The sequence below is a fragment of the Flavobacterium sp. W22_SRS_FK3 genome, assembly GCF_052113665.1.
In the GTDB taxonomy this organism is placed as follows: Bacteria; Bacteroidota; Bacteroidia; order Flavobacteriales; family Flavobacteriaceae; genus Flavobacterium.
In genome coordinates, this window is record NZ_JBGQOF010000005.1 from 97,479 (window position 1) to 119,676 (window position 22,198).

Sequence of the window (22,198 nt, forward strand, 5' to 3'; positions counted from 1 at the left end):
TTATTAAAGTGAAACGTTAAAACCTAAATTAAACATTCGTGTAGCCAGTCCGCCTGTTTCAGGGTCTCCATAATATTTCCATTCACCCGAAGCAGACCATGTGGCTGCGTTTTGAACCGAAGCATAGATTTTGAAATTATTCACATGTAAACGGTCTAAAAGATCTTTAGGAAGCGTATAAGCCAGCGAAATATTATCTAAACGAATAAAACTACGATCATACAGTTTAGCTGTTCCGGCTCCTGCTGGTCCTCTGGCATCAAGACGCGCCCAATCATTGGTTGGGTTATCAATTGTCCAATATGGATTTACAAACGGATTGTAGTTGTTTGTATACAAGCTACCATCGTTATACGTATTCATATAGCGTCCGTCAAGTGATTTGTGTCCCATATAAGAATACATGTTGATTGCCAGATTCCAATTTTTATAAAATTTGAATTCATTACGAAGCGACCAGTTAATTGGAGGGGCTGTTTGCCCTAAAAATTGTTTATCTTTTTCATTATAAGTTGGTTTTCCACTTACATCGTCAGCGGTGTAGCTGTTTTCAATTTTTGGATCGCCGGGACGCTGTCCGTATTTTGCAGCTTCTTCCCACTCTTCTTTTTGCCAAATACCAATTACTTTATAATCCCATATTTGAGAAATAGGTCTGCCAATAAACCATCCATTGGTTTTATCATCTGCCTCTTTAGTTCCTATAACATTACCATTGGCATCCTTAACCTCTTCCATATTGCCATATAAGGCATTAATGGTATTCTTGTTGTATGAAAAAGCAACCATAGTAGTCCATTCAAAATTTGGATTTTTTATATTTATAGTACTAAGACTTATCTCAATACCTTTATTTTCTACCTCTCCAAGATTGGTTGCAATTGATCCAAATCCTGTAAAATTAGGCAGACGCTGACTCATAATCATATCATTGGTAATCATTCTGTAAACATCAATGGTACTTGTAATTCTGTCATTTAAGAAACCCAGGTCTAGACCAATATTTGTTGCCGTTGTTTTTTCCCATTGCAAATTTGGATTTGCCATACGATCAATTCCTAAATATTTTACATCAACAATGTTTCCTGAAGCATCTATATACCCCATTGTTGCTCCGGTTCCTGAAGATAAGTTTGCTAAAGCTAAATAGGGATCAGCAAGCGATCTGTTTCCGTTTTTCCCCCAGGATAAACGTAATTTGCCTGTACTCATCGTGTCCCAATTGAACCAGCTTTCTTTATTAAAATTCCACCCAACTGCTACAGAAGGAAAAGTTCCATACGGATACGTTGCTCCAAAGGCTGAATATCCATCGCGACGTACAGTTCCTGTTACCATATAACGATTATCATACGAATAGAAAAGCCTTGCCATTAAGGCATCGGCTGTTTGATGGGTGTCATTTGATGTAAACGAACTGTTTGCAAGTGTTGCATTAGCAATATTGTGAAACCCCAAGGCATCTGACGGCTGGATATTATTTGCATCAATACGATCTGACCATGTTTGAAGTTCTTCAGCTTCCTGAACAAAAGTGGCTATAATATGATGCTTTTCAGCAAATGTATAATCCCATGCTAATGTATTGTTGAGGTTCCATGTGAAATTTTTGCCATTTTCCCTATCTACTCCTATGGTAGCAGCATTCCAGCCTTTATGACCTGATGACTGAAAATAACGATTGTAAAAAAATTGATAACGTGGCGCAACATTAAAAGAATACGTAATACCCAAAGGTAAATTTACTTTAGTATTGAAAATGGTATTCAAAACTGTATACCCTTTTTCAAGCTCTATAAATTGGCGGTCGTAGTAGTAATTATATCCTCCAATAGTTGGTCCCATAGGTTGTCTCTCGTATGCTCCGTTTGCATCTGTAAAGTTAGAAAACGGGCTGTTTCTCAACATATTTGCATCCCAGTAATTAGTTCCTGTACCAACAGCTATGTCTCCGTCTGTACGATCCTGAAAATTAATGTTTGCTCCAAATTCAAGCCAGTCCGTGATTTTTGCGTCCACTTTCATATTTGCACGAACAGCCTCATAATCATTGCCCTGAATAGCTCCTTCTGAAGTTAAATAACCCAGTGACATATAATAATTTACTTTATCACTTGCCCCGGAAACACTCAAATTATGGTCATGGTTTATTCCTGTTCTAAAAGTACTGTCATACCAGTCGTGTGTTTTTCCTTCAGTAAAATTTTTCAAAAGCGAGGCATCAGTAATACCCAAACGGAGTCCCCATACTTCATCAAGACTCTTTCCTTGCGTTTGCCCGGCGGGCTGATAAGCTAGCCATTGAGCCTGAGTTATGCCAAACTGATCCAGTTGATTTGGGTTTGTATAATACCCCGCTTTACCAGCTGCCGTCCCTGTGATCCAGGCCTCATAATTTCCAGTTGCCGAATTTTGTCCATATGTTTTAGCGGTCTCCCAATCCTGACGATATTTTACATACCCTTCCGGAGAATACACATCACGATAAGCACTTTCATTGACAATCGTTGTGTTTGTGGTTACATTAATGACAGGTTTACCGGTTTTTCCTCTTTTCGTCGAAATAACAATAACCCCTGCTGCTGCTCTGGAACCATACACAGCTGTTGCTGAGGCATCTTTTAAGATATCTATCTGACCAACATCATCCGGATTAATTTCTGAAAGCTCACCATAGAATTGCATTCCGTCTAAAATTATAAGTGGTGAGTTATGATTTGCGCCATCAGGATTGTAAACAGAAGTCTGTCCACGAATCTGCAGAGATCCTCCTCCTTTTGCATCAGCTGAATACCCAACTTTCAGACCAGGAACGCCTCGCAGCAAATCCTGAACAGTCTGTGGATTTTGATTAGCCAAAGCTTCCGGTTTAACCTGAACAATTGCTCCGGTTAAATCTTTTTTCTTCATTTTACCATATCCTACTACTACCACTTCCTCTAAAGAAGAAGTATTCTCTTTTAATTGTACAAAAATGTTAGATTTGTTTTTTACGAGAATTTCCTGAGTTACATAGCCAACAAAGGAAACTACTAATACTGAATTTTCATCTCCTGCTAAACTAAATTTTCCATCAAAGTCTGTTATGGTACCTATTTTAGTTCCTTTGATCAAAACAGAAGCTCCTGGCAGCGGCAAACCATTTTGGTCTTTAACCTGTCCGCTTATACTGTTTTGCTGCTCTACTTTTTCAAGCTCAGATATACTGCTAAGATTCGCAGCTTCTACATGCACTTGAGATAAAGAAACCAATACACAAAACAGAGTAAGTTTCTTTTTAAAATCAAATCCGGATACGTAATCAGGAGCTTTGATTTTCCTAATAAAATTTGTCATCTTTGGTTGTAATTTTTGGTTAATTAATTAGTTAAGTTTTGCAAAATCTAGAAGTTACAATAATTAAGTGTGTTTTATACAATTTAAGCCTTAAACACTCATTTTCAAATAGTTAACAATTAAATTGCAATACAAATCTAACATAACAGGTAAGAGCAAAAGGGGGTAATTACAACATTATAAAAGGGGCAAATCAGCATTTTTACTATTTAAAATGTTTTTTTTTACTTCTATCATAAAAAAAGCACTTTAAAAATACACTTTGCTCAATCCGGAAAGTACTATTCGTTTCATTAGCTTGTGTATATGCTTTACAGAGTTTGGCAAAAAATCGTTGTATGCTTTGTCAAACTTTATGTGATTTTTATAAATCTCTACGATAAAATTGATATTGAAAATAAAACTGCCAAAAACGAAAAAAGGCTGTCTAAAATGACAGCCCTATAAATATTAAAAATCATTAAAATCACTTTATAAATCGGTACATTTCTGATGCTGCCAATAAAAAAGCCCCAACACCAAAATCGGCTGTAGAATTTTTATTTACAACCTGTCCAGGAATGGCTTTTTCGCCAATAGGCTGTACATAGCCAACTGTTCCATCAGCCTGAAGAGCGAATGCTGTGAGGTAATTCCATGATTTCTCTATTACTGTTGAATATGTTTTTTTATCCAAAATTCCATTGTTTATTCCCCATAAAAAGCCATAGGTAAAAAAAGCTGTTCCGCTGGTTTCAGGTCCTGGAGCGTGTTCCGGATCCAGAATGCTTCTTGTCCAATAGCCTTCTTTTTGCTGTGCATGAGCCAAAGCTTTCGCCATGTCTTTAAATCGTTTTATGTATTCATTTCTATGTTTGGCTGTTTTTGGTATATCCTGAATAATTTTGGCATAACCTGCAAAAATCCACCCATCTCCCCTCGACCAAAAATCTTTTTTACCGTTTGTACTTTTGTGTTGTGGATAAATATATTTTGCATCACGGAAATATAGTTTTGCCTCATCATCATACATTACGCTATCTGCATAAGATAGATAAGAATGTAATTTCTCTAAGTACATATCATTACCAGTTTCATTATATAGCTTAGTCATAACCGGCATTACCATATACAATCCGTCTACCCACCACCAATAATCATTAGCCGGAGTACTCATTTGGTATTCCATAACTTCACGGGCACGGGCAATTTTATCAGGGTCATTTTTACCTGTAAAGTTGTATAAATCAATATAAGTCTGAAAACAAATCTGCCAGTCGCCAAACAGCACATGTTTATCATTTTCTCCATAATTGTATTTCCATTCCGACTTGTTATTCGATTTAGCTCCCATCCATTGATTTTTATCTGCCCAGGCCAATGAATAATCCAAATATTTTTTGTTTTGAGTCACTTTATAAGCCTCCATGTTTCCGGTATGATAAGCTGAAACATGCCAAAAAGCATTGCCTGGCTCAATATGTGTATCTTGCCAGCGACTGTTTACTTTATCAATAATAGCAATAACGTCTTCCTTAGATTGCTTTATTCCAGTTTCCTGTTTTACTACGCCGCTTTTGCAACCAACTAATGCAAAAGAAACAGAAGTCATTGCAATAAAAAATGAGTTTTTAAAATTTATCATTATATAAAAATTTGGTTTTAATAAGTTATTCTTTTTTTTGTAACACATAGAATCATAGTTTTTTAAACTTAAATAGACGTTTCACATGTTGCAAAACACATAAGCTATGTAATAGAAATGTATTTGTTTTTTGTATTCTGTTTTTAAAATAAATCAATTTTTCTATCCTGCACTGAGGAAGTCAAAGTGTGTTAAATATTCTCAGCTGATTTTTTAATTATTTTGAAGCATGATCAATTGGAATATCCTGCCCAGACCAAATTCTCTTTTGTGTCCAGGGCTGGTAAGCTTCGCTCCAAAACAGATCGGTTGGCGGTAAACCCAGAACTAAAAATACTTCTGAACACAAATACAAGCTTCCTGTTGAAATATACCCTTCGCCAATATTGGGCTGGTGTCCATATAATCCAATTTGAAGCCAGCCATTTTTATCAAAAGTACCCTTCGCCTTTATTTGGTTCGAAATCATAGCGTACAAGGCTGAGCGAACTTGTGCAGGAGCTACTTCTTTTGGCAATTCTTTCCAAAGTGCGATTTGAGATAACAATTGAAAAGCCCCAAAACGGTAAGCCAAAGACCTTCCGATTGGCGGATAAGTTCCATCAGGAGAAATTAATCTTTCCTGTACCGCAGCATATCGTCTGGCTCTGTTTAACTCTGTGCTGTAATCAGTTTTGTAGTCGTTATTTTTTTCTTTGAGTACATTTAATATATCTAACTGCATCGGATGAATTACAAAACTATTGTAATAATCCCAATGAAAATCAGGGCCATCTCCAAAAGTTCCATCACCTAAATACCATTTCTTATGTTCCTCTAAAGCATAATTCAGACGGATATTATCAGGATCTTTATCGTATTTGATTATGGCAGCTTCAACCATTCCTGCAAAAAGCAGCCAGTTACTATGATAAGGCTCAATTTTTCTGGATGATTTTAATGCTTTAATCACGTTTTCTTTTGTAGCTGCATCTAACGGCTCCCAAAGCTGTTTTGGCGCACGAAGCAAGGCCTGTGCAAAAAAGGCTGCATCGACCAAAGGCTGCCTGTCATTTACAAAGTTCATAAAATCCGCAGAATTCGGATTGGTTGCATTGTGAATACATTTTTGGGCTAAAGCAATATATTTTGCCCGTAATATTCCTTCTGGAGTTTCGTCCGCGCCTAATTCAAGCCAAGGAGCCATTCCTGAAAGTAATCTTCCAAAAGCTTCTAAATACGTAACATGCTTTCTATCGTCCCACGCACCCGGCGATTTTTCGACTGGCATAAGCTGTTTTAGCTGATTTTTGCTTAATGCATCCAAAACAGGATCTCCAATTTTTACTAAAGAGGACACAAAAAATTCACGCACTTTTTTGGGAGAATCTTTTTGCAGTTGTTTTGATTGTGCTTTTATACCATTAATAACTGCAAAATAAAGTATCCCTGTTAAAACAGTCTTTTTCAAATAATTATTCATAACTCTTAATAAATTTAAATTTCTTACACATAGAAACATAGCTTTTGCTCTCTTAAAAAGGCGTTTCACTTATTTAAAAAAACAGAGTTGCTATGTGAAAGAAATGTGTTTCTTACTATTCTATTTTTTATATAAAGATCTATTTCCTATGTTTTAAAATATTTTTAAATTGCATCTAATGGTTCATATCAACTTATAATCAGGTTGATTTCCAAAAGCTTTCATTCAATATGTATTTATTATCCTTTACGTTTTGATATTTCTTTTTAAACTCCGAAGGATTTAAATTATAAAATTGCTGAAAATGTTTTCTGAAATATTTAATATCCCCGAAACCTGCAATTGAAGCTGCTTCACTTATTTGTAAATCGGTTGTGATTAATAAAGTGGCTACTTTTCGTAATCGCACATTTCGGGTAAATTCAGAAACGGATTTACCGGTAATTTTTTTAATTTTTTTATAAACCAAAGAATAACTCATTCCTAAGTGAAATGCCAGATCATGTACATTAAAATTTTCTCCATCTAAATTGGCATCAATTACATCAACGATTTTATCAATCAGTTTTTTATCTTCATCGGACAACTTTAAAAGTCTAGTATTTTTTGTAACCGAATTAAGTATGTAACGCTGTTCACTATCTCTTCGGACAAATATTCCGTTGATTCTGGCTAATAAATACTCGTTATCAAATGGTTTTGTAATGTAATCATCTGCTCCTACTTCGGCTCCTTTGAGTTTTACCTCTTCAGAAGTTCCTCCTGTAAGTAATATTACAGGAATATGTTTTAAATCTTCGTTAGTTTTTATATGCTTACAAAATGCTACACCGTTCATTTCTCCCATAACGACATCCGAAATAATTAAATCGGGCTGTATTTTTTTAACTATGGCTAAAGCTGATTCAGCATTTTCAGCCAGAGTAATATGATATTTTGGAGCAAGTATTCGTTTTAAATAATTCCTTATCTGAGGATTATCATCTACTACCAAAATGCTTTTTGCATCTTTCACTAAATCATCAAGATTTTTAGATTCTTCAATTGTTTCCAATACATTTTCCTGAATTACTGTATCCTCCAAAGCTTCTTCTAAAAATAAAGTTCTGTCACTCAGTTCTTCACTTATTTCGATATCTCCAAAATGTTCTTTTCCAAGAGGTAACTTCATCTCAAAAATGGCTCCTCCTTTTTCATTATCACGACAATTCACTTCACCATGATGCTGATTAACAAATTGTTTTACGAGATAAAGTCCAATACCAAAGCCTTTTCGGTTGTTTTTGATATTATTATTTGATTGATAAAACAAATTAAATATTTTGTCTTTATCAGCATTCAGAACCCCTTCTCCGTTATCAATAACTTTTATAATTACTTCCTTATCAGAACAGCGTAAATTAACCACAACCTTTCCATTTTCTTTCTCGGTAAACTTTAAAGCATTTGAGATCAAATTAAACAAAGCCATTTCTATTTTTTCGCGATCTACATAAACGAATAATTTTTCTTCAGAAATGCTAAAACTATAATCTATTTTTTTTGTTTTGGCATGATGCACAAAACAGCTAAAAACCTCTTTACCGAGTTCTACAATATCGATTTGTCCAATTTTAAGTTTACCGGTTTCTGTTTCTGTTTTTCTAAAAAGAAGCAACTGATCTACCAAACTCAGTAATCTTCTGGAATTACTATATACCATTTCTATAGCACCAGGATCGATCTGTTGTTCAGTTCCATAAATAATATCCTTTAAAGGATTGATTATCATTGTTAATGGTGACCTGAACTCATGAGAAATATTGGTAAAAAAAGTTAATTTTTTCTCATTTAGTTCTTTCTCCTGTTTTGCCAAATCCTGAGAAAGTTTTACTTCATATTTAAGTTTTTCCTGCTTACGCTGGTATTTATCAACTACATAAATAATAAATGTAATACTAAGAAAATAGAAGAAATAAGCTAAAGAACTCCTATACCATGGCGGCAATATTGTAATAGGCAGAGAAATCGATTTCGAATTCCAAACCCCCTCTGCATTAGTCGATTTAATTTTCAATACATAATCTCCCTCTGTTAATCTGGAGTAATTGGCGCTTCTGATATTATCGACATAATGCAATTGAGAATCCCAACCTTCCAGAAAATAAGCGTAAGATATTTTTTCGGGCAAACTATATTCTAAAGCAGCAAAATCGACATTCAGCATCGATTCATCATAAGGCAACTTTAATTTATCAATTCCAAAGGAAGTCAAACCAGATTTATCAAAACCTTTATTATTTACTTTTATTGACGTTATAATCAATTTTGGAAACTCATGAAACTGACTGTTTATTTTGGTATCAATGATATTAAATCCTTTAATTCCTCCAAAAATGATTTCTCCTGTGGTAAGTTTCAAAGCTGCATTATAATTAAACTGATTGCTCTGAAGTCCATCAGTATCATGATAATTTGTAATTTTTTCGGTTTCTGCATGATATACAAATATTCCGTTATAAGTACTGCACCAATAACCTCCCTGATTATCCTGAATGATATTTAAAACTGAATTATTTGGAAGCCCATTTCTCTGAGTCAAAAATTTTTTCTCAAAGGTTTGCGGATTAAAAATCATTAATCCTCTGCCTTCCGTTCCCACAATCATTTTTGTTTTAGAAATAGAAATTACAGATCGTACCGGGTAATTTATATCAATTTCCTGGCTTTTCATTGTCTCTGGATTGAATTTATAAAGTCCTATAAAATTCCCCAGCCAAAGAAAGCCTTGAGAATCTTCTGTAATCGAAATAATTCCTCTAATTTTTGCATCCACAAAATCAAATTTGTCACTTACTTCATTATAACGGTACAATCCTTCTTCGTCTGGAGAAGCCACCCATAAAAAATCATCCTTACTACGGAAAAGTACCCAAATATTTTTTTGACTTACATTGAATTTAGGGTTAAAGAGGTTATACTTTTTAAAACTATGAGTTTTTGAATTAAACAGACAAATGCCTCCTCCATAAGTTCCAAACCAGGTTCCCTTTTTGTCTTTTAGAATTGATGAAACAAAATTATTAGACAGCGAATTTGGATTAGTTGAACTATAAGAGTAATTGGTAAATGTATTATTTTTTCTATTCCACAAGCTGGCGCCAGCTCCGTCTGTTCCTATCCAGAGATTTTCACTATCCTCCTCAGACAACGAAAGAATAAAATCACTTGGCAGTGTATTTTTTATTTTTTCATTTTTAGAAATTGTAATAAAAGGACTTTTTCTTTCTTCAATTTTATTAACTCCGCCTCTTAAAGTTCCAATCCAAACCCTGTTTTCATTATCTAAGAACAATGATGTAATGGCGTTACTATTCAGTTTTTGTTCATCTGAACTTGCATTAAACAAGCAAAAAGTATCTGAGGTATAGTTGTACTTAACTATTCCGTTACCATTTGTGGCAATCCAAAGTTCTTTTTTATCGCTTTTACACATTAAATCAGAAACAGGATATCGAATTTCCTGATTTTTATAAATGCGGTGTGATTTATTTAATACATTATATTTTAATAAACCTTCTTCAAAACCCACCCAAATATTTGAAAATTTATCACATAAGATACAGTCTCCCCTCGTAAAATCAGAAAAAACAACAATTAGTTTTTTTGCTGAGATATCCATAGTCACAAGTCCAACTCCCTGAACAAAACACCAAAATTTACCAGATTGATCAAAATCCATTCCCTGAACATGGTAATCCCATTGTAATTTTCCATTTACATAAAGGGGAATCTGAATGATTTTTTCTTGTTTATCTGCACAGAAAAGTAAACCCTGACCTGCAGAACCGATATACATATTTGATTTGTAATCTATAATTTTATTGACAACAAAATCTATAGGCTCGCTTGCAGATGTTCTGGCATTTACATAATACTTTGTTTTAAAATGATTGCTCAAATAATCATAAACACTTATTCCTCCCTTGGTACCAATCCAAATTTCATTTTTGGTTCCACAAATACTTACGACTCTATTATTAATCAGTGAATTTACATCATTAGGTTCATTTCTAAAGCTTAAAAAATTATAGCCGTCATACCTGCTGATTCCGTCATAAGTTCCAAACCACATTAGTCCGCGTTTGTCCTTATAAACAGCAGTAACAGCATTATTTGCAAGTCCGTTTTTTATGCCAATGTATCCTATGTTATATTTCTCTTGCTTATACTTTGAAACAGAAACTCCTGCCGCTTGTGGTTTAGCAGTAGAATAAATTAACAGCATTAAAAGTAACAGTATTCTATTTCTCAAAATATATTGTTGTAGGTATTAAACAAAATAAGTGTCAGTCTGAGCGTAATCGATGCCCTTTGCATATAAAAAAGTATTCGACTCGCTCAGGGTGACATTGATTTTTGAAGTAAAGATAATTTACTCAAAATTATATTTTTTAATTTTCGCTTTACATTACTGAAATACAAGTAATTAAACTAATAAAAAAATCCCTAAAATTAGAAAAACCTATGAAAACATTTCATAGGTCTTAAAAACACAACCACTAACTTAATTAACCAATGAAATTACATACGAATAAGAATATTTCTTATCCAGTAATCGATAAGGATCATGAGGCAGGCTTCCCCAGCTGTTATCTCCGCCAACTCCTCTTTGTTTATAATCTAAATGAAGGTAAACTGCTTCTTTAGAATCTAAATCCAAATCCGAAGGGTGACGCTGTGATTTGCTTTTCCCTGGATCCAGATCTTCTGTTGCAATATTCAATGCACTAAAACCAATTGGCTGCTGTCCTTGTATTTTTATACCTTGTCCATTGCTGTTTGTCAGAGTCAGCCAACGAACATCTGTTTTGTAGCCTGCTTCTTGCGGACGAATATAAGTTCTCGTATATTGATTGATTACATTATCTGAATATTCCCCTATAAAGGAAGCTGTATTTCTATCCGAATAATTTTCCCAAGGTCCTCTTCCGTAATAGTATAAATTATCGTAAGTCCCGTTTAGTATTAAACGCATTCCGAAACGCGGCAGCTCCGGTAATTTTTTTCCAGCCATATCAATAGACGCCGTAAGTTTTATTGAACCATCATTCTGAATCAGATATTCTACAGTGTAAGGAACATCGGCCTGAGCTATTTGATAAACTACTTTTACAACTAAACCTTCCGGAGAATTTTTGTCTAAATTAACGCTTGTAAGTGTTGGCTTTTTTGATGCTTCTTTCCAAACTTCTAATTTATCCTGCATTTTACTTCCGAAGTCATTATCTGTTGGAGCCCTCCAGAAATAAGGTGTTGGGAAATTAGTAAACAATGTCTTATCTCCATTTTTTAGCATGTATTTCAAAACTTCGCCTTTTTTTAAATCAAATTCACCAACAACACTTTCTGTCTCAAAAGAAAGCACATTATTTTTTACTGTGTACTTTAATTTACCTGCACTTTTTGTACTATTGTTATTTTTAAAATAAGAACCTTTTCCAATCGCAAATTGCTCTCTGGCAAATTCATGACCTTTTGCAATCAAAGGTGCATCGGCTTTTGAAACGGCAAAAACATTTACAAAATATTCTGAATTTTTATCAAGAGAACCTAAATCTAAAGTTATTTTTTTACTTTCTTCGGGATTTGCATCCAAATTGAATTCACCGGTTTTAGCTTGGCTTCCGTTTTTAATTAATTCCCATTTAAAAGTATAATTAGAAAGATTAGTGAAATTAAAATGGTTAGTTACCACTAAATCAGTTTCGTTATCAAGCTTAAATTGAATGTTTTGATATACTTTTTTAACTTCAAACAAACCTGGATGCGGAATTCTATTAGCGCTTACTAATCCATTCGCACAGAAATTTTCATCATTATGCAATTTATCTCCGCCTAAATCACCACCGTAGCCCCAAAAGGTGATTCCTTTTTCGTTTTTAGTTTTCAGTCCCTGGTCAACCCAATCCCAAATAAATCCGCCCTGCATATGCTTACTGCTATTGATAATATCCCAGTATTCCTGAAAATTTCCGTTACTGTTTCCCATTGCATGTGAATACTCACACATAATAAAAGGACGTTTTTTATCAGATGCTGCATAATCTTTCATCCTCTTGATACCTGGATACATTGGAGCAACAATGTCAGTATTTCTATTCTCTCCTGCCTGCTCAAACTGAACTGGACGAGTAGTATCTGTTTGTTTTAGCCAATCGTAAGCATCATAAAAAACAGGGCCGTTTCCGCATTCATTACCTAAAGACCATAGTATAATCGAAGGATGATTTTTATCTACACAAAACATTCTTTTTATACGATCCAAATGCGCTGGCGCCCATTCTGGCAGATAAGCAGGATGTTTTGTTTTATCAAATCGACCTTGAAGTTCTGCTCCCATAGCATGTGTCTCAATATTAGCCTCATCGACAACATAAAAACCGTATTCATCGCATAAATCATAAAAATGAGCAGCATGCGGATAATGACTCATTCTAATTGCATTAATATTGTGTTCCTTCATTAACTGAAGGTCTTTTATCATTAATTCAGGATTCGGAACATGTCCGTTTACATCATCATGTTCATGAATATTAACTCCTTTTACCAAAACGGCTTTGCCATTAACCAACAATTGAGCATTTTTGATTTCTACTTTTCTAAATCCTGTTTTTTTAGAAATAATTTCTAGAACTTTTCCTTTATTGTCTAATAAGGAAATGGTAAATCGATATAAATTTGGAGTTTCGGCATTCCATTGTTTTACATTTTCAATAGTTTCTTTAAAACTGATTTTTTGCTCTTTATCGTTCACTTTTTTATTTTCAGAAAAAACAATATTTCCCTTCGTGTCAAACAATTCAACTTTGACAGCCGGATTTTTAATTTTATTATTTTCAAAATATTTTAAAGTGACATCAAGGCTAAAAATTCCATTTTTGTATTGATTGTCTAAATCGCTTTTTACCCAATAATCCCAAATAGCAGTTTTAGGCATTGCCTGTAAATAAACATCGCGCTCAATACCGCTTAATCTCCAAAAATCCTGATCTTCTAAATAACTTCCGTCATGCCAGCGAAATACCTGCACGGCAATTAAATTGTCTCCTTTCTTTAAAAAAGAAGTAATATTAAACTCAGCTGGTGTTTTTGAAGCTTTGGTCATCCCAATTTCTTTGCTGTTGAGGAATACTCTTGCATATCCTGTAATAGAACCAAAATGAAGTATGATTTCCTTATCATTCCAAGTATCTGAAACTGTAAAAGTGCGCCTGTAAGTCCCTACCGGGTTATAATCACCGTTTATAAAAGGAGGGTTTTTAGGAAACGGATAGGTAACATTCGTATAAATAGGGATATCATAACCTTGCATTTCCCAGTTAGAAGGCACCTGAATGTTTTTCCAATTACTGTCATCCAAATTTGCTGCATAAAAATCAAATGGTCTTTGAGATGGATTTTTAACAATATTGAATTTCCAGATGCCATTTAGGCTTTGGTATAATTCTGATTTCTGGGGATTGTTATCTTTGAGCTCTGCTTCGTTAGAGAATAAAAGGAATGAGCTTCTGGCTGCTTCTTTTCCTCTGTCTAAAATTTGAGGATTTTCCCATTCATTATTTTGGGCGAAATTATTTTGCAGAATTAGAAATAGAGCTAGTGTTAAAACAATTTTTTTCATTTAAATATTTTTACGAAATCGGATTTCAAAATTTACTGTTCACAAATTTAGATAACCTCCAATAAAACAGGAGGGGTATTACAGTAAAATAAAAGGGGTATATCTGTAATTACAGCAGAATATATTACAATGAAGGCTATTGGTTATTTCAAGAAACCTCTTCACCATATTGAAATGCCTTCCAATGTTTTAGGGTTATTATAAAAACTACATACTAATCATTTACATTTGATAAAGTCTAAATTTTATCAATACTCCCGCAATTTTTTTAAAGAACTTTCGTCTTTTTTTACCTCTGCCTCCGTATACATCGGTATCTGAGCATTTATACTAAAACAATTAACCACTATAAGCAATATAATCATAAAGTGCTCTGCACTTGCAGACGGTTTCATCTAAATAATTATAAAAGTTACATTACTGAAACCAAAGTTATTGATAAATTGGAGTTTATTATCAGGAAATTGCACTTTTTAAGGCCAACGATATATCGTTGTTTTAATTTACTTCACATATAAATTCATAAATCAGTTTCTTAAGTTTATATATAAGGCTATCTTTTCACAACTGTCAATAAAAGAATAAACTATTAAACGGCTAATCATATTGGTTTGATTTTAGTATCGCAGGTCATTAAAAAAAAAAGATCAAACATTATTAAATGTATGATCTTTTTTAATCTTATTTTATAAGATACTGAGATATATCGAGATTCAAAATATGTTAATCAACAACATTAATGGTTATCAAATTCCCTGCGGTTGTAAAAAGCATCGTCATCACTATCATAGCCAGAGTCAGGATCATTTTCAGGATAATAGGACTTCATTATTCTTCTTTCATAATCCCGGTCAAAATTATGCTGCCTGTTATATCTGCTTGTATTTCTAAATGTATCATATCCAATACTATTAGCCATAACAATTTTCGTGTCTTTATTTATGCTTACTGATCCAATTGGTATAATAATATGGCTGTCCCCCTCTTTATAGATAAACCCCTTTCCATTGTCATTCGCTATAACATCACGAACCTCATTACGGCTATCCTCTAATAACCCTTTATCTAATTTCACATCGAGATAGACTACCCGCTGCATATCTTTATTAACCCAGAGATTGTCAATTTTACCTATCGTGTGGTTGTCAGCATCTACTATCATCCATCCTCTTACATCAGAATAATTTGAAGCAATTTTATAATTGGATAGTTCATCCAGTCTGTATAAATTTTTGTCTTTATTTTCCATAATTTTTTATAAATAATTTTATATACTGTTTTCTGCAGGTATAACAGCAGGAAGACAAGGCTGGCATCAGCCTATAGATCTATAGATTAATAGATTATATTAAATTCAATCTAACATCACATGCCTGTGTAAAGAGAGTGATGAAGATATTTCATTTTACCTTATGCAAAAAACAATATTGTTTTGCTGTTTTCCAGTTATTATTTGCTAATGCGTGCTTGTGGTATTTTCGATTTCTATACTGTTTTCATTATGAGCCTCATGATCTTTAAAAAAGATGTAATATATAATTGCTCCTAGTATAAGCACTACTGCAATCCATGGCCATATCGGTTTTTTTTTCTCAATTTTAATTTCTGCCATAACTTATTTTTTTTGATTATAAATAGTTTTTAAAATACTATTAAAGATACAAATGAGAAAAATGTAAGAAGTATTTAATTTCAGTAAGATGTTATACAATTCCCAGTAGATTTAGAAAATCATTTTATTATTTGAGTGAAACAATATTATTTAATAGTCGAACAAAATATTCCTCCGGTTAATGGTGCTGAGGAGTAAAACCAACAAAGCATTTTATTTAGCAATTAAATAAAAAATATCTTTGCAAAAAATCAACATCAAAAACTTATTCCTCCATCAAACAAATTTCAAAAACAGTTTTTTCTTCCTCGGTTTTAAATGAAATATAGCCGCCATGCGCTTCAATAATATTTTTAGAAAGTGTTAAACCAATTCCGGCACCTCCATTTCTTGTGGTAAAAAAAGGAAGAAAAATTTTGTTTTCGATTTCTTTTTCAATGCCGTTTCCATTATCTGTGATTTTAATGTAAGTTCTGTTTTCTTTGGTTTCTACCGAAATAAAAATCAGTTTTTGGCTGCTATTTTTTAATGCATTAACAGAGTTGGTTAAAAGATTAATAACAACCTGCTCCATTTGATGGAGATCAACATTAATCCAGCGCTTCAAGAAAATAGAGTTTACTACTTCAATCTCCTCTTTTTTAAACAACGGATTCATAATTTGAAGACAGCAGTCTATCATATGCTGCACCTCTATTTTTTCTTTTTTGGGAGAAGGAAGCATGGCCAGTTTACGATAACCTTCTACAAATTTCTGCAAATGATTGCTTCGTCTCAACATGGTTTCAACGCTGTTTTTAATATCTTCTAAATCTTCGGCAGATAAAGAATCCTGCTCGATCAAATCGTGCAGATTCTGACAGATAGAACGAATGGGAGTTATCGAATTTAAAAGTTCATGAGAAATCACCTTCATCAAATTTACCCAGGCATCTTTTTCTTTTTTTTCCACAACATTCTGAATCGAATCCAGCAAAACGATAAAATAATCTTTTTCGAAAATCTCAGTTCTGGAAGCCTGTAAAACAAACGTTTGTTTATTTTGTTCGTTTACACTGATTTCTATAGATGTTTTTATTTCCTGAAAATCATCTTCTTCAATAATTTCGCATAATGATGGCAACTGATTTTTTAAGTATTTCCATTTTGAAACTTTAGGCACATTAAATTGTTTTGAAAAATACTCGTTCATCAAAAAAATATTCCAGTCTATGTCTTGTTTTTGCAAAATGATAATTCCCGTTTCGATATTATTTAAAATCGAGCGGTAAATTATATCTTTTGAGACCTGCTCGTTTTGCTTGTTTTTTAGCGTATCATACAACTTAAACAAATCATTGTAAATTTTATTAAATTTATGTTTACTAAAATCGGATGTAAAATCGTTTTGCAGAATCGAAGCAATGGTTTTATCGTAAACAAAAACAAAATTACGAATGTAAAAATACATTTCGCGGAAAATCAGAAAAACGATAAAAATTCCAAATACACCGGTAAAAACCAAACCGATTTTAAAAAAATAAATCGAAATTTCTATGGCTGCAACAATTACAATTAATCGTAAAAACAAAAGTTTATAGGCTTGAAATTTTTTAAACATACTTTTAAAATTAAAAATGGAGAATTTTTGAAACCTTATTTTTTTTCATAGCTATGCGATTTATTTTAAGTGAAACGCATTTCAGAATTACTAAGACCTATGTTTCTATTTGTCTAAAAAAACAATTTACAATTCATCCGTTTTGATATTATATTTCTCTAAACGGCGATACAATGCACCTCGCGACAACCCTAATTCCTCAGCAGTTTTGCTGATATTATTATTATTTTTGAGAAGCGCTTTTTCAACCGTAGCTTTTTCTACAGACGAAAGCTGAATATCATCGGATTTATCTTCATAAGGGGTTACGATTTCAAGATCTAAATCTGAAACTGTAATTTTATTGTTTTCGCAAAGAATAACGGCGCGCTCAATTTTATTTTCCATTTCGCGGATGTTTCCGTTCCAGGCGTGTTTTTCAATTTGTTCCAATACTTTTTTGTCGAAAGTAATTTGATCACGACCGTATTTTTCAATCATTCTATCCAAAAGATATTCAGCCAGCGGAATTTTATCTTCGTTTCGTTCGCGCAGCGGAGGCAGAATAATTTCCATTGTATTAATTCGGTAATACAAATCTTCCCTGAAATTTTTATCAGCAACTTCCAGTTTCAGGTTTAAATTGGTTGCTGTCATAATGCGCACATTCAAAGGTCTTGGTTTTATTTCCCCCAATCTCGTTACCGTTTTGGTTTGAATAACCTGTAAAAGTTTAGATTGCAAATGCAACGGCACATTTCCTATTTCATCTAAAAAAATAGTTCCGTTTTGCGCCATTTCAAAACGTCCCGGCGTATCTGTTTTGGCATCTGTAAAAGCCCCTTTTGCATAACCGAATAATTCACTTTCAAAAATATTAGAATTCAGAGATCCTAAATCGACCGCCACAAAAGGATTGTTTTTTCTGTCAGACTGCCTAAAAATATGATGGGCAAGGACAAACTTTCCCGTTCCGTTTTCGCCCAAAATCAAAACATTAGCATCTGTTTTGGCCACTTTATCAGCAAGGGAATACGCCTTTTTTATAATTTCAGAAGTTCCGATAAAAAAGTCCTTTTCGATTTCAACCTCTCTATTTTTCTTTTGTTCTTTTCGGGATTTATCAACGGCTTGTTTAACAGATTCAAGCAGTTTTTTGTTTTCCCAGGGTTTCAGGATATAATCAAAAGCGCCAGATTTTAAACCTTCAACCGCCGTTTCTACTTTTCCAAAAGCAGTCATTAAAATCACAACTGTTTTTGGTGAAAGCGTTTTTATTTCCTTTAGCAAATACAAACCTTCCCTTCCATCTTCAAAACCTATTCTGTAATTCATGTCAAGTAAAACGACATCAATGTTTTTTTTCGATAATAATTCGACCACATTTTTGGGATTATTAAGCGTATAAATGTCTTCAAAATATTTTTTCAGGAACACTTTCGACGCAAAAAGGATGTCTTCCTGATCGTCGATGATTAAAATTGAAGCATTTGTCTTTTTCATATTTGTTCGGTTTTGGACGAAAGCTGTCCAATAGTGGACACTTTAGATTTATTTCAAAAAATAAAATCGTAAAAACTAAGCAGTTACGATCTTTAAATTTTTGGCACGAAAATCACATTTAGACTATCAAATCATCAAGTATGAGAATCATTATTGCTGGTAAATGTAACAAAAATAGATATTTATTGATTATGTTGTCAATTATCTTAATTTCGATGCGTTTCTGTTCTATCGGCAATAAAAATTATTAAAAAAAATCATCAATCTTAAAACAATCATTATGATCAAAATTAACAAGCTTTCAAAAAATTTTAGAACCGAAGAAGTAGAAACAAATGCATTAAGCGAAATTTCATTAACGATTAACCAAGGCGATTTTGTGTCGATCATGGGACCATCCGGAAGCGGAAAGTCAACTTTACTGAATATTATTGGTTTATTAGACAGCGCTTCCGGCGGAAGTTATGAATTGTTAGGTCAGGAAATGGTGGGCACGAAGGAAAATGCAAAATCAAAAGCCAGAAAAGAAAACATCGGGTTTATTTTTCAGAATTTTAATTTAATTGATGAATTGTCCGTTTTTGATAATATCGAATTGCCGCTTATTTACAATACTATTCCATCGGCTGAAAGAAAGAAAAAAGTAAACGAGATTGCCAATAAATTAGGTATTTCTCATAGATTAAAACATTATCCGCAACAGCTTTCGGGAGGTCAGCAGCAACGTGTGGCGGTGGCAAGGGCTTTAATTAATGACCCGAAAATTATTCTTGCCGATGAGCCAACCGGAAATCTGGACAGTAAAAACGGTAATGAAGTAATGGAACTATTGACGGATCTTCATGCCAACGGAGCCACGATTTTGATGGTAACGCATTCTGATTATGATGCTTCTTTCTCTCAAAAAACAATTTTGATGAAAGACGGAATTATTCTTTCTGAAAAAACAAACAATAGAAATGTCGATGTTTTGGTAACTTCTAAAAACTAGAATAATGCTAAAAAACTGGACAAACATATTTATATACCACATCAAAAACAACAAGCTCTTTACGGCTTTGAATGTTTTGGGTTTGAGTATTGGAATTGCAGGATTGATTTTTGCAATTTTATATTGGAATGACGAGCAGAGTTACGATCAATGGAATCCAAACAAAGACAACGTATTTTTAGTAGCCAACCAAATGGATGCTACTACCTATTGGGCTTCAAGTTCGGCACCCATTGGATCGGCCATAAAAGAAATAAGTCCCGAAGTGGAATCGTATTGTTATTTAAGCGGTGAATACGAAAATGATATCATTCGCTTTAATAATAAAAAAGTTTCGTCTGACAAGATCGTTTCGGCTCAAAAGAACTTTTTTGAATATTTCCCATATACGTTTATTGAAGGTAAAGCTAAAACAGCATTGCCGGACGTCAACAGTATTTGTTTATCTCAGGATCTGGCCATTCAGCTTTTTGGAAACGAAAGTGCTTTGGGCAGACAAATCGTGCTGCAAAACAAAAATTTAATTGTGAGAGGCGTTTATAAACTGGACAAAAAATCAGTTTACAACCCGTCGTGCGTGGTTAATTTTATAGATGAAAGACTCAAAAACACTATTCAGCAATGGGGAAATTTTCAATCTGTTCTTTTATTAAAACTTAAAAATCCAAACGGCCAAAAACGCGTAACCGATAATCTTAAGAAACTATATTTTGATAATATGGTTGCCCGCTACGCCAAAGCACAAGGAATTACTCCTCAGGAATTTATTAAGAAATTTGGTGATGTAAAACCTTCTTTGGAGCCATTAGCCTCACTTCGATTACATTCAAAAACCGGCAGTTTAATTGAAGCAAAAGGTAATTTTCAGTTTTTACTGATCATGCTTGGATTGTCTATTTTAATACTAATCCTGTCAGTTGTTAATTATGTCAATTCTGCTACTGCAAATGCTGTAAAAAGAGCCAAAGAAGTTGGGGTTCGAAAAATTATCGGAGCTTCAAAATCGGCTATAATTGAGCAGTTTGTTTTTGAAACCGCTATAATTTCATTGCTTTCTATTTTGATCTCGCTTGTAATTGTGGAACTTTCTTTGCCATATTATAATGCTTTTTTAGATAAAACACTTGTATTGCAAAGCGGCGAGTTCTTTTTACAGCTTATTGTTATATTTATTGTTATGGTAATTGTCGCAGGAATATTTCCGGCAGTTTATGTTTCGAATTTTGAATCACTAAAAGTATTAAAGGGAAATTTTGGCAGAAGCAAAAGCGGTGTCTGGCTCAGAAACGGAATGCTGATTTTTCAATTTGCTGTTGCTTCTTTTTTTATTGTGGGATCTTATATCGTTTACGAGCAAATAGATCTTATGAATTCTAAAGATTTAGGATTTAACGGAAAACAGATCCTGAATGTTTCCTATCGAAATATCTACGGAGAAAAAGTAACCGCAAAAGATCAATTTGACCGATATACCATTATCAAAAACCAATTGCAGCACATAAAAGGCGTGAAACAAGTTGCAGGCGCTGGTTTTGTGTTTGGAAACGGCGCGAAATCTGTGATATCTTATCATTATAAAGATATAAATGTTGACGGCAGTAATATGCCAATCGATTTTGGACTATTGGAAATGATGAAAATAAAAATGGTGAAAGGACGTTATCTAAGCCCGAAATTTGCGCAGGACACCATAAGTTCGATGCTGATTAATGAAACGGCCTTGAAATTATTAAATGAAAAAGATCCGATAGGAAAAAAAATAGAATGGAATGGATTTAATGTTGTCATTGTGGGAGTAGTTAAAGATTTTAATTTAGGAAATCCCGGCGAACCAATACCTCCAATGTCTTTTTTCCATTTTAAAACGATACCCTGGTTCCCATCAGTTTTGAACAATATTTATATTTCTGCAGATCCCAAAACCATGCAGCAAACTTTGGCTTCTATTGAAAATTTGTGGACAAAAAAAGTAGATTCAGAATATCCGTTTGTATATGATTTTGTGGATAAGGAATATAAAAGATCGTATAGCAGTTATGTGAAACAGAAGAATCTTTTCTCGTTGCTGAATATTATTGTAATTATCATTGCACTTTTCGGATTATTTGCGCTTGCTTCTTATTCTATCGAAAGACGCATGAAAGAAATCGCAATTCGGAAAACACTCGGCGCCGATACCAATGTTTTATTAAAAGAACTTTGTAAACAATATGTCCTTTTCAGCATCATTGGATTTTTAATCGCTTTATTTCCGGCTTATTATTTACTAAATAAATGGCTGGAGAATTTTGCCTACAGAATTACCATTTCTCTTTATCCGTTTTTAATAGGTTTTAGCGCTTTACTTTTTTTAACACTTTTAGTAGTTCTTACAAGAGCATATCAGGCAACAAAAGTGGATGTCTTGAAATACCTTAAATACGAGTAA

General features: G+C 33.5%; 11 protein-coding genes. 2 read left to right on the top strand and 9 right to left on the bottom strand.

The genetic code is table 11. The features are described from left to right. Positions 1–3: 3 nt before the first annotated feature. The 9 genes from ACEN2I_RS06455 to ACEN2I_RS06495 all read right to left on the bottom strand — a co-directional run bounded on the left by ACEN2I_RS06455 (position 4) and on the right by ACEN2I_RS06495 (position 18,779). Entirely contained in the window at positions 4–3,336 is a 3,333-nt protein-coding gene (locus ACEN2I_RS06455) for a SusC/RagA family TonB-linked outer membrane protein (protein ID WP_441765275.1), read from the bottom strand. Positions 3,337–3,802: 466 nt separating this feature from the next. Next, complete coding sequence (locus ACEN2I_RS06460) at positions 3,803–4,960, bottom strand: glycoside hydrolase family 88/105 protein (protein WP_441765276.1); 1,158 nt, start codon at positions 4,958–4,960, stop codon at positions 3,803–3,805. A 217-nt stretch (positions 4,961–5,177) separates the two neighbouring features. Then, the gene (locus ACEN2I_RS06465) at positions 5,178–6,422 is read right to left on the bottom strand and encodes a DUF2264 domain-containing protein (RefSeq protein ID WP_441765277.1); all 1,245 of its coding nucleotides are present in this window, start codon (positions 6,420–6,422) and stop codon (positions 5,178–5,180) included. Positions 6,423–6,621: 199 nt separating this feature from the next. Then, positions 6,622–10,716, bottom strand: coding sequence for a hybrid sensor histidine kinase/response regulator transcription factor (locus tag ACEN2I_RS06470; protein WP_441765278.1), 4,095 nt, complete (start codon positions 10,714–10,716; stop codon positions 6,622–6,624). 252 nt (positions 10,717–10,968) lie between these two features. Beyond that, a complete protein-coding gene (locus ACEN2I_RS06475) occupies positions 10,969–14,085 on the bottom strand; it encodes a glycoside hydrolase family 2 TIM barrel-domain containing protein (protein WP_441765279.1) in 3,117 nt (1,038 codons plus the stop codon). A gap of 736 nt (positions 14,086–14,821) precedes the next feature. Then, positions 14,822–15,334 (bottom strand): PRC-barrel domain-containing protein, encoded by a 513-nt coding sequence (locus tag ACEN2I_RS06480; protein ID WP_441765280.1) that lies wholly within the window; start codon positions 15,332–15,334, stop codon positions 14,822–14,824. A 207-nt stretch (positions 15,335–15,541) separates the two neighbouring features. Continuing rightward, on the bottom strand, positions 15,542–15,697 hold the full coding sequence (locus ACEN2I_RS06485; protein WP_441765281.1) for a hypothetical protein: 156 nt from the start codon (positions 15,695–15,697) through the stop codon (positions 15,542–15,544). A gap of 265 nt (positions 15,698–15,962) precedes the next feature. Beyond that, positions 15,963–17,297 (bottom strand): sensor histidine kinase, encoded by a 1,335-nt coding sequence (locus ACEN2I_RS06490; protein ID WP_441765282.1) that lies wholly within the window; start codon positions 17,295–17,297, stop codon positions 15,963–15,965. A 126-nt stretch (positions 17,298–17,423) separates the two neighbouring features. After that, on the bottom strand, positions 17,424–18,779 hold the full coding sequence (locus ACEN2I_RS06495) for a sigma-54-dependent transcriptional regulator (protein WP_441765283.1): 1,356 nt from the start codon (positions 18,777–18,779) through the stop codon (positions 17,424–17,426). 280 nt (positions 18,780–19,059) lie between these two features. On the opposite strand from ACEN2I_RS06495, the gene ACEN2I_RS06500 reads away from it, so the two are divergent. Continuing rightward, positions 19,060–19,770 (top strand): ABC transporter ATP-binding protein, encoded by a 711-nt coding sequence (locus ACEN2I_RS06500; RefSeq protein WP_441765284.1) that lies wholly within the window; start codon positions 19,060–19,062, stop codon positions 19,768–19,770. Positions 19,771–19,774: 4 nt separating this feature from the next. Then, positions 19,775–22,198 (top strand): ABC transporter permease, encoded by a 2,424-nt coding sequence (locus ACEN2I_RS06505; protein ID WP_441765285.1) that lies wholly within the window; start codon positions 19,775–19,777, stop codon positions 22,196–22,198.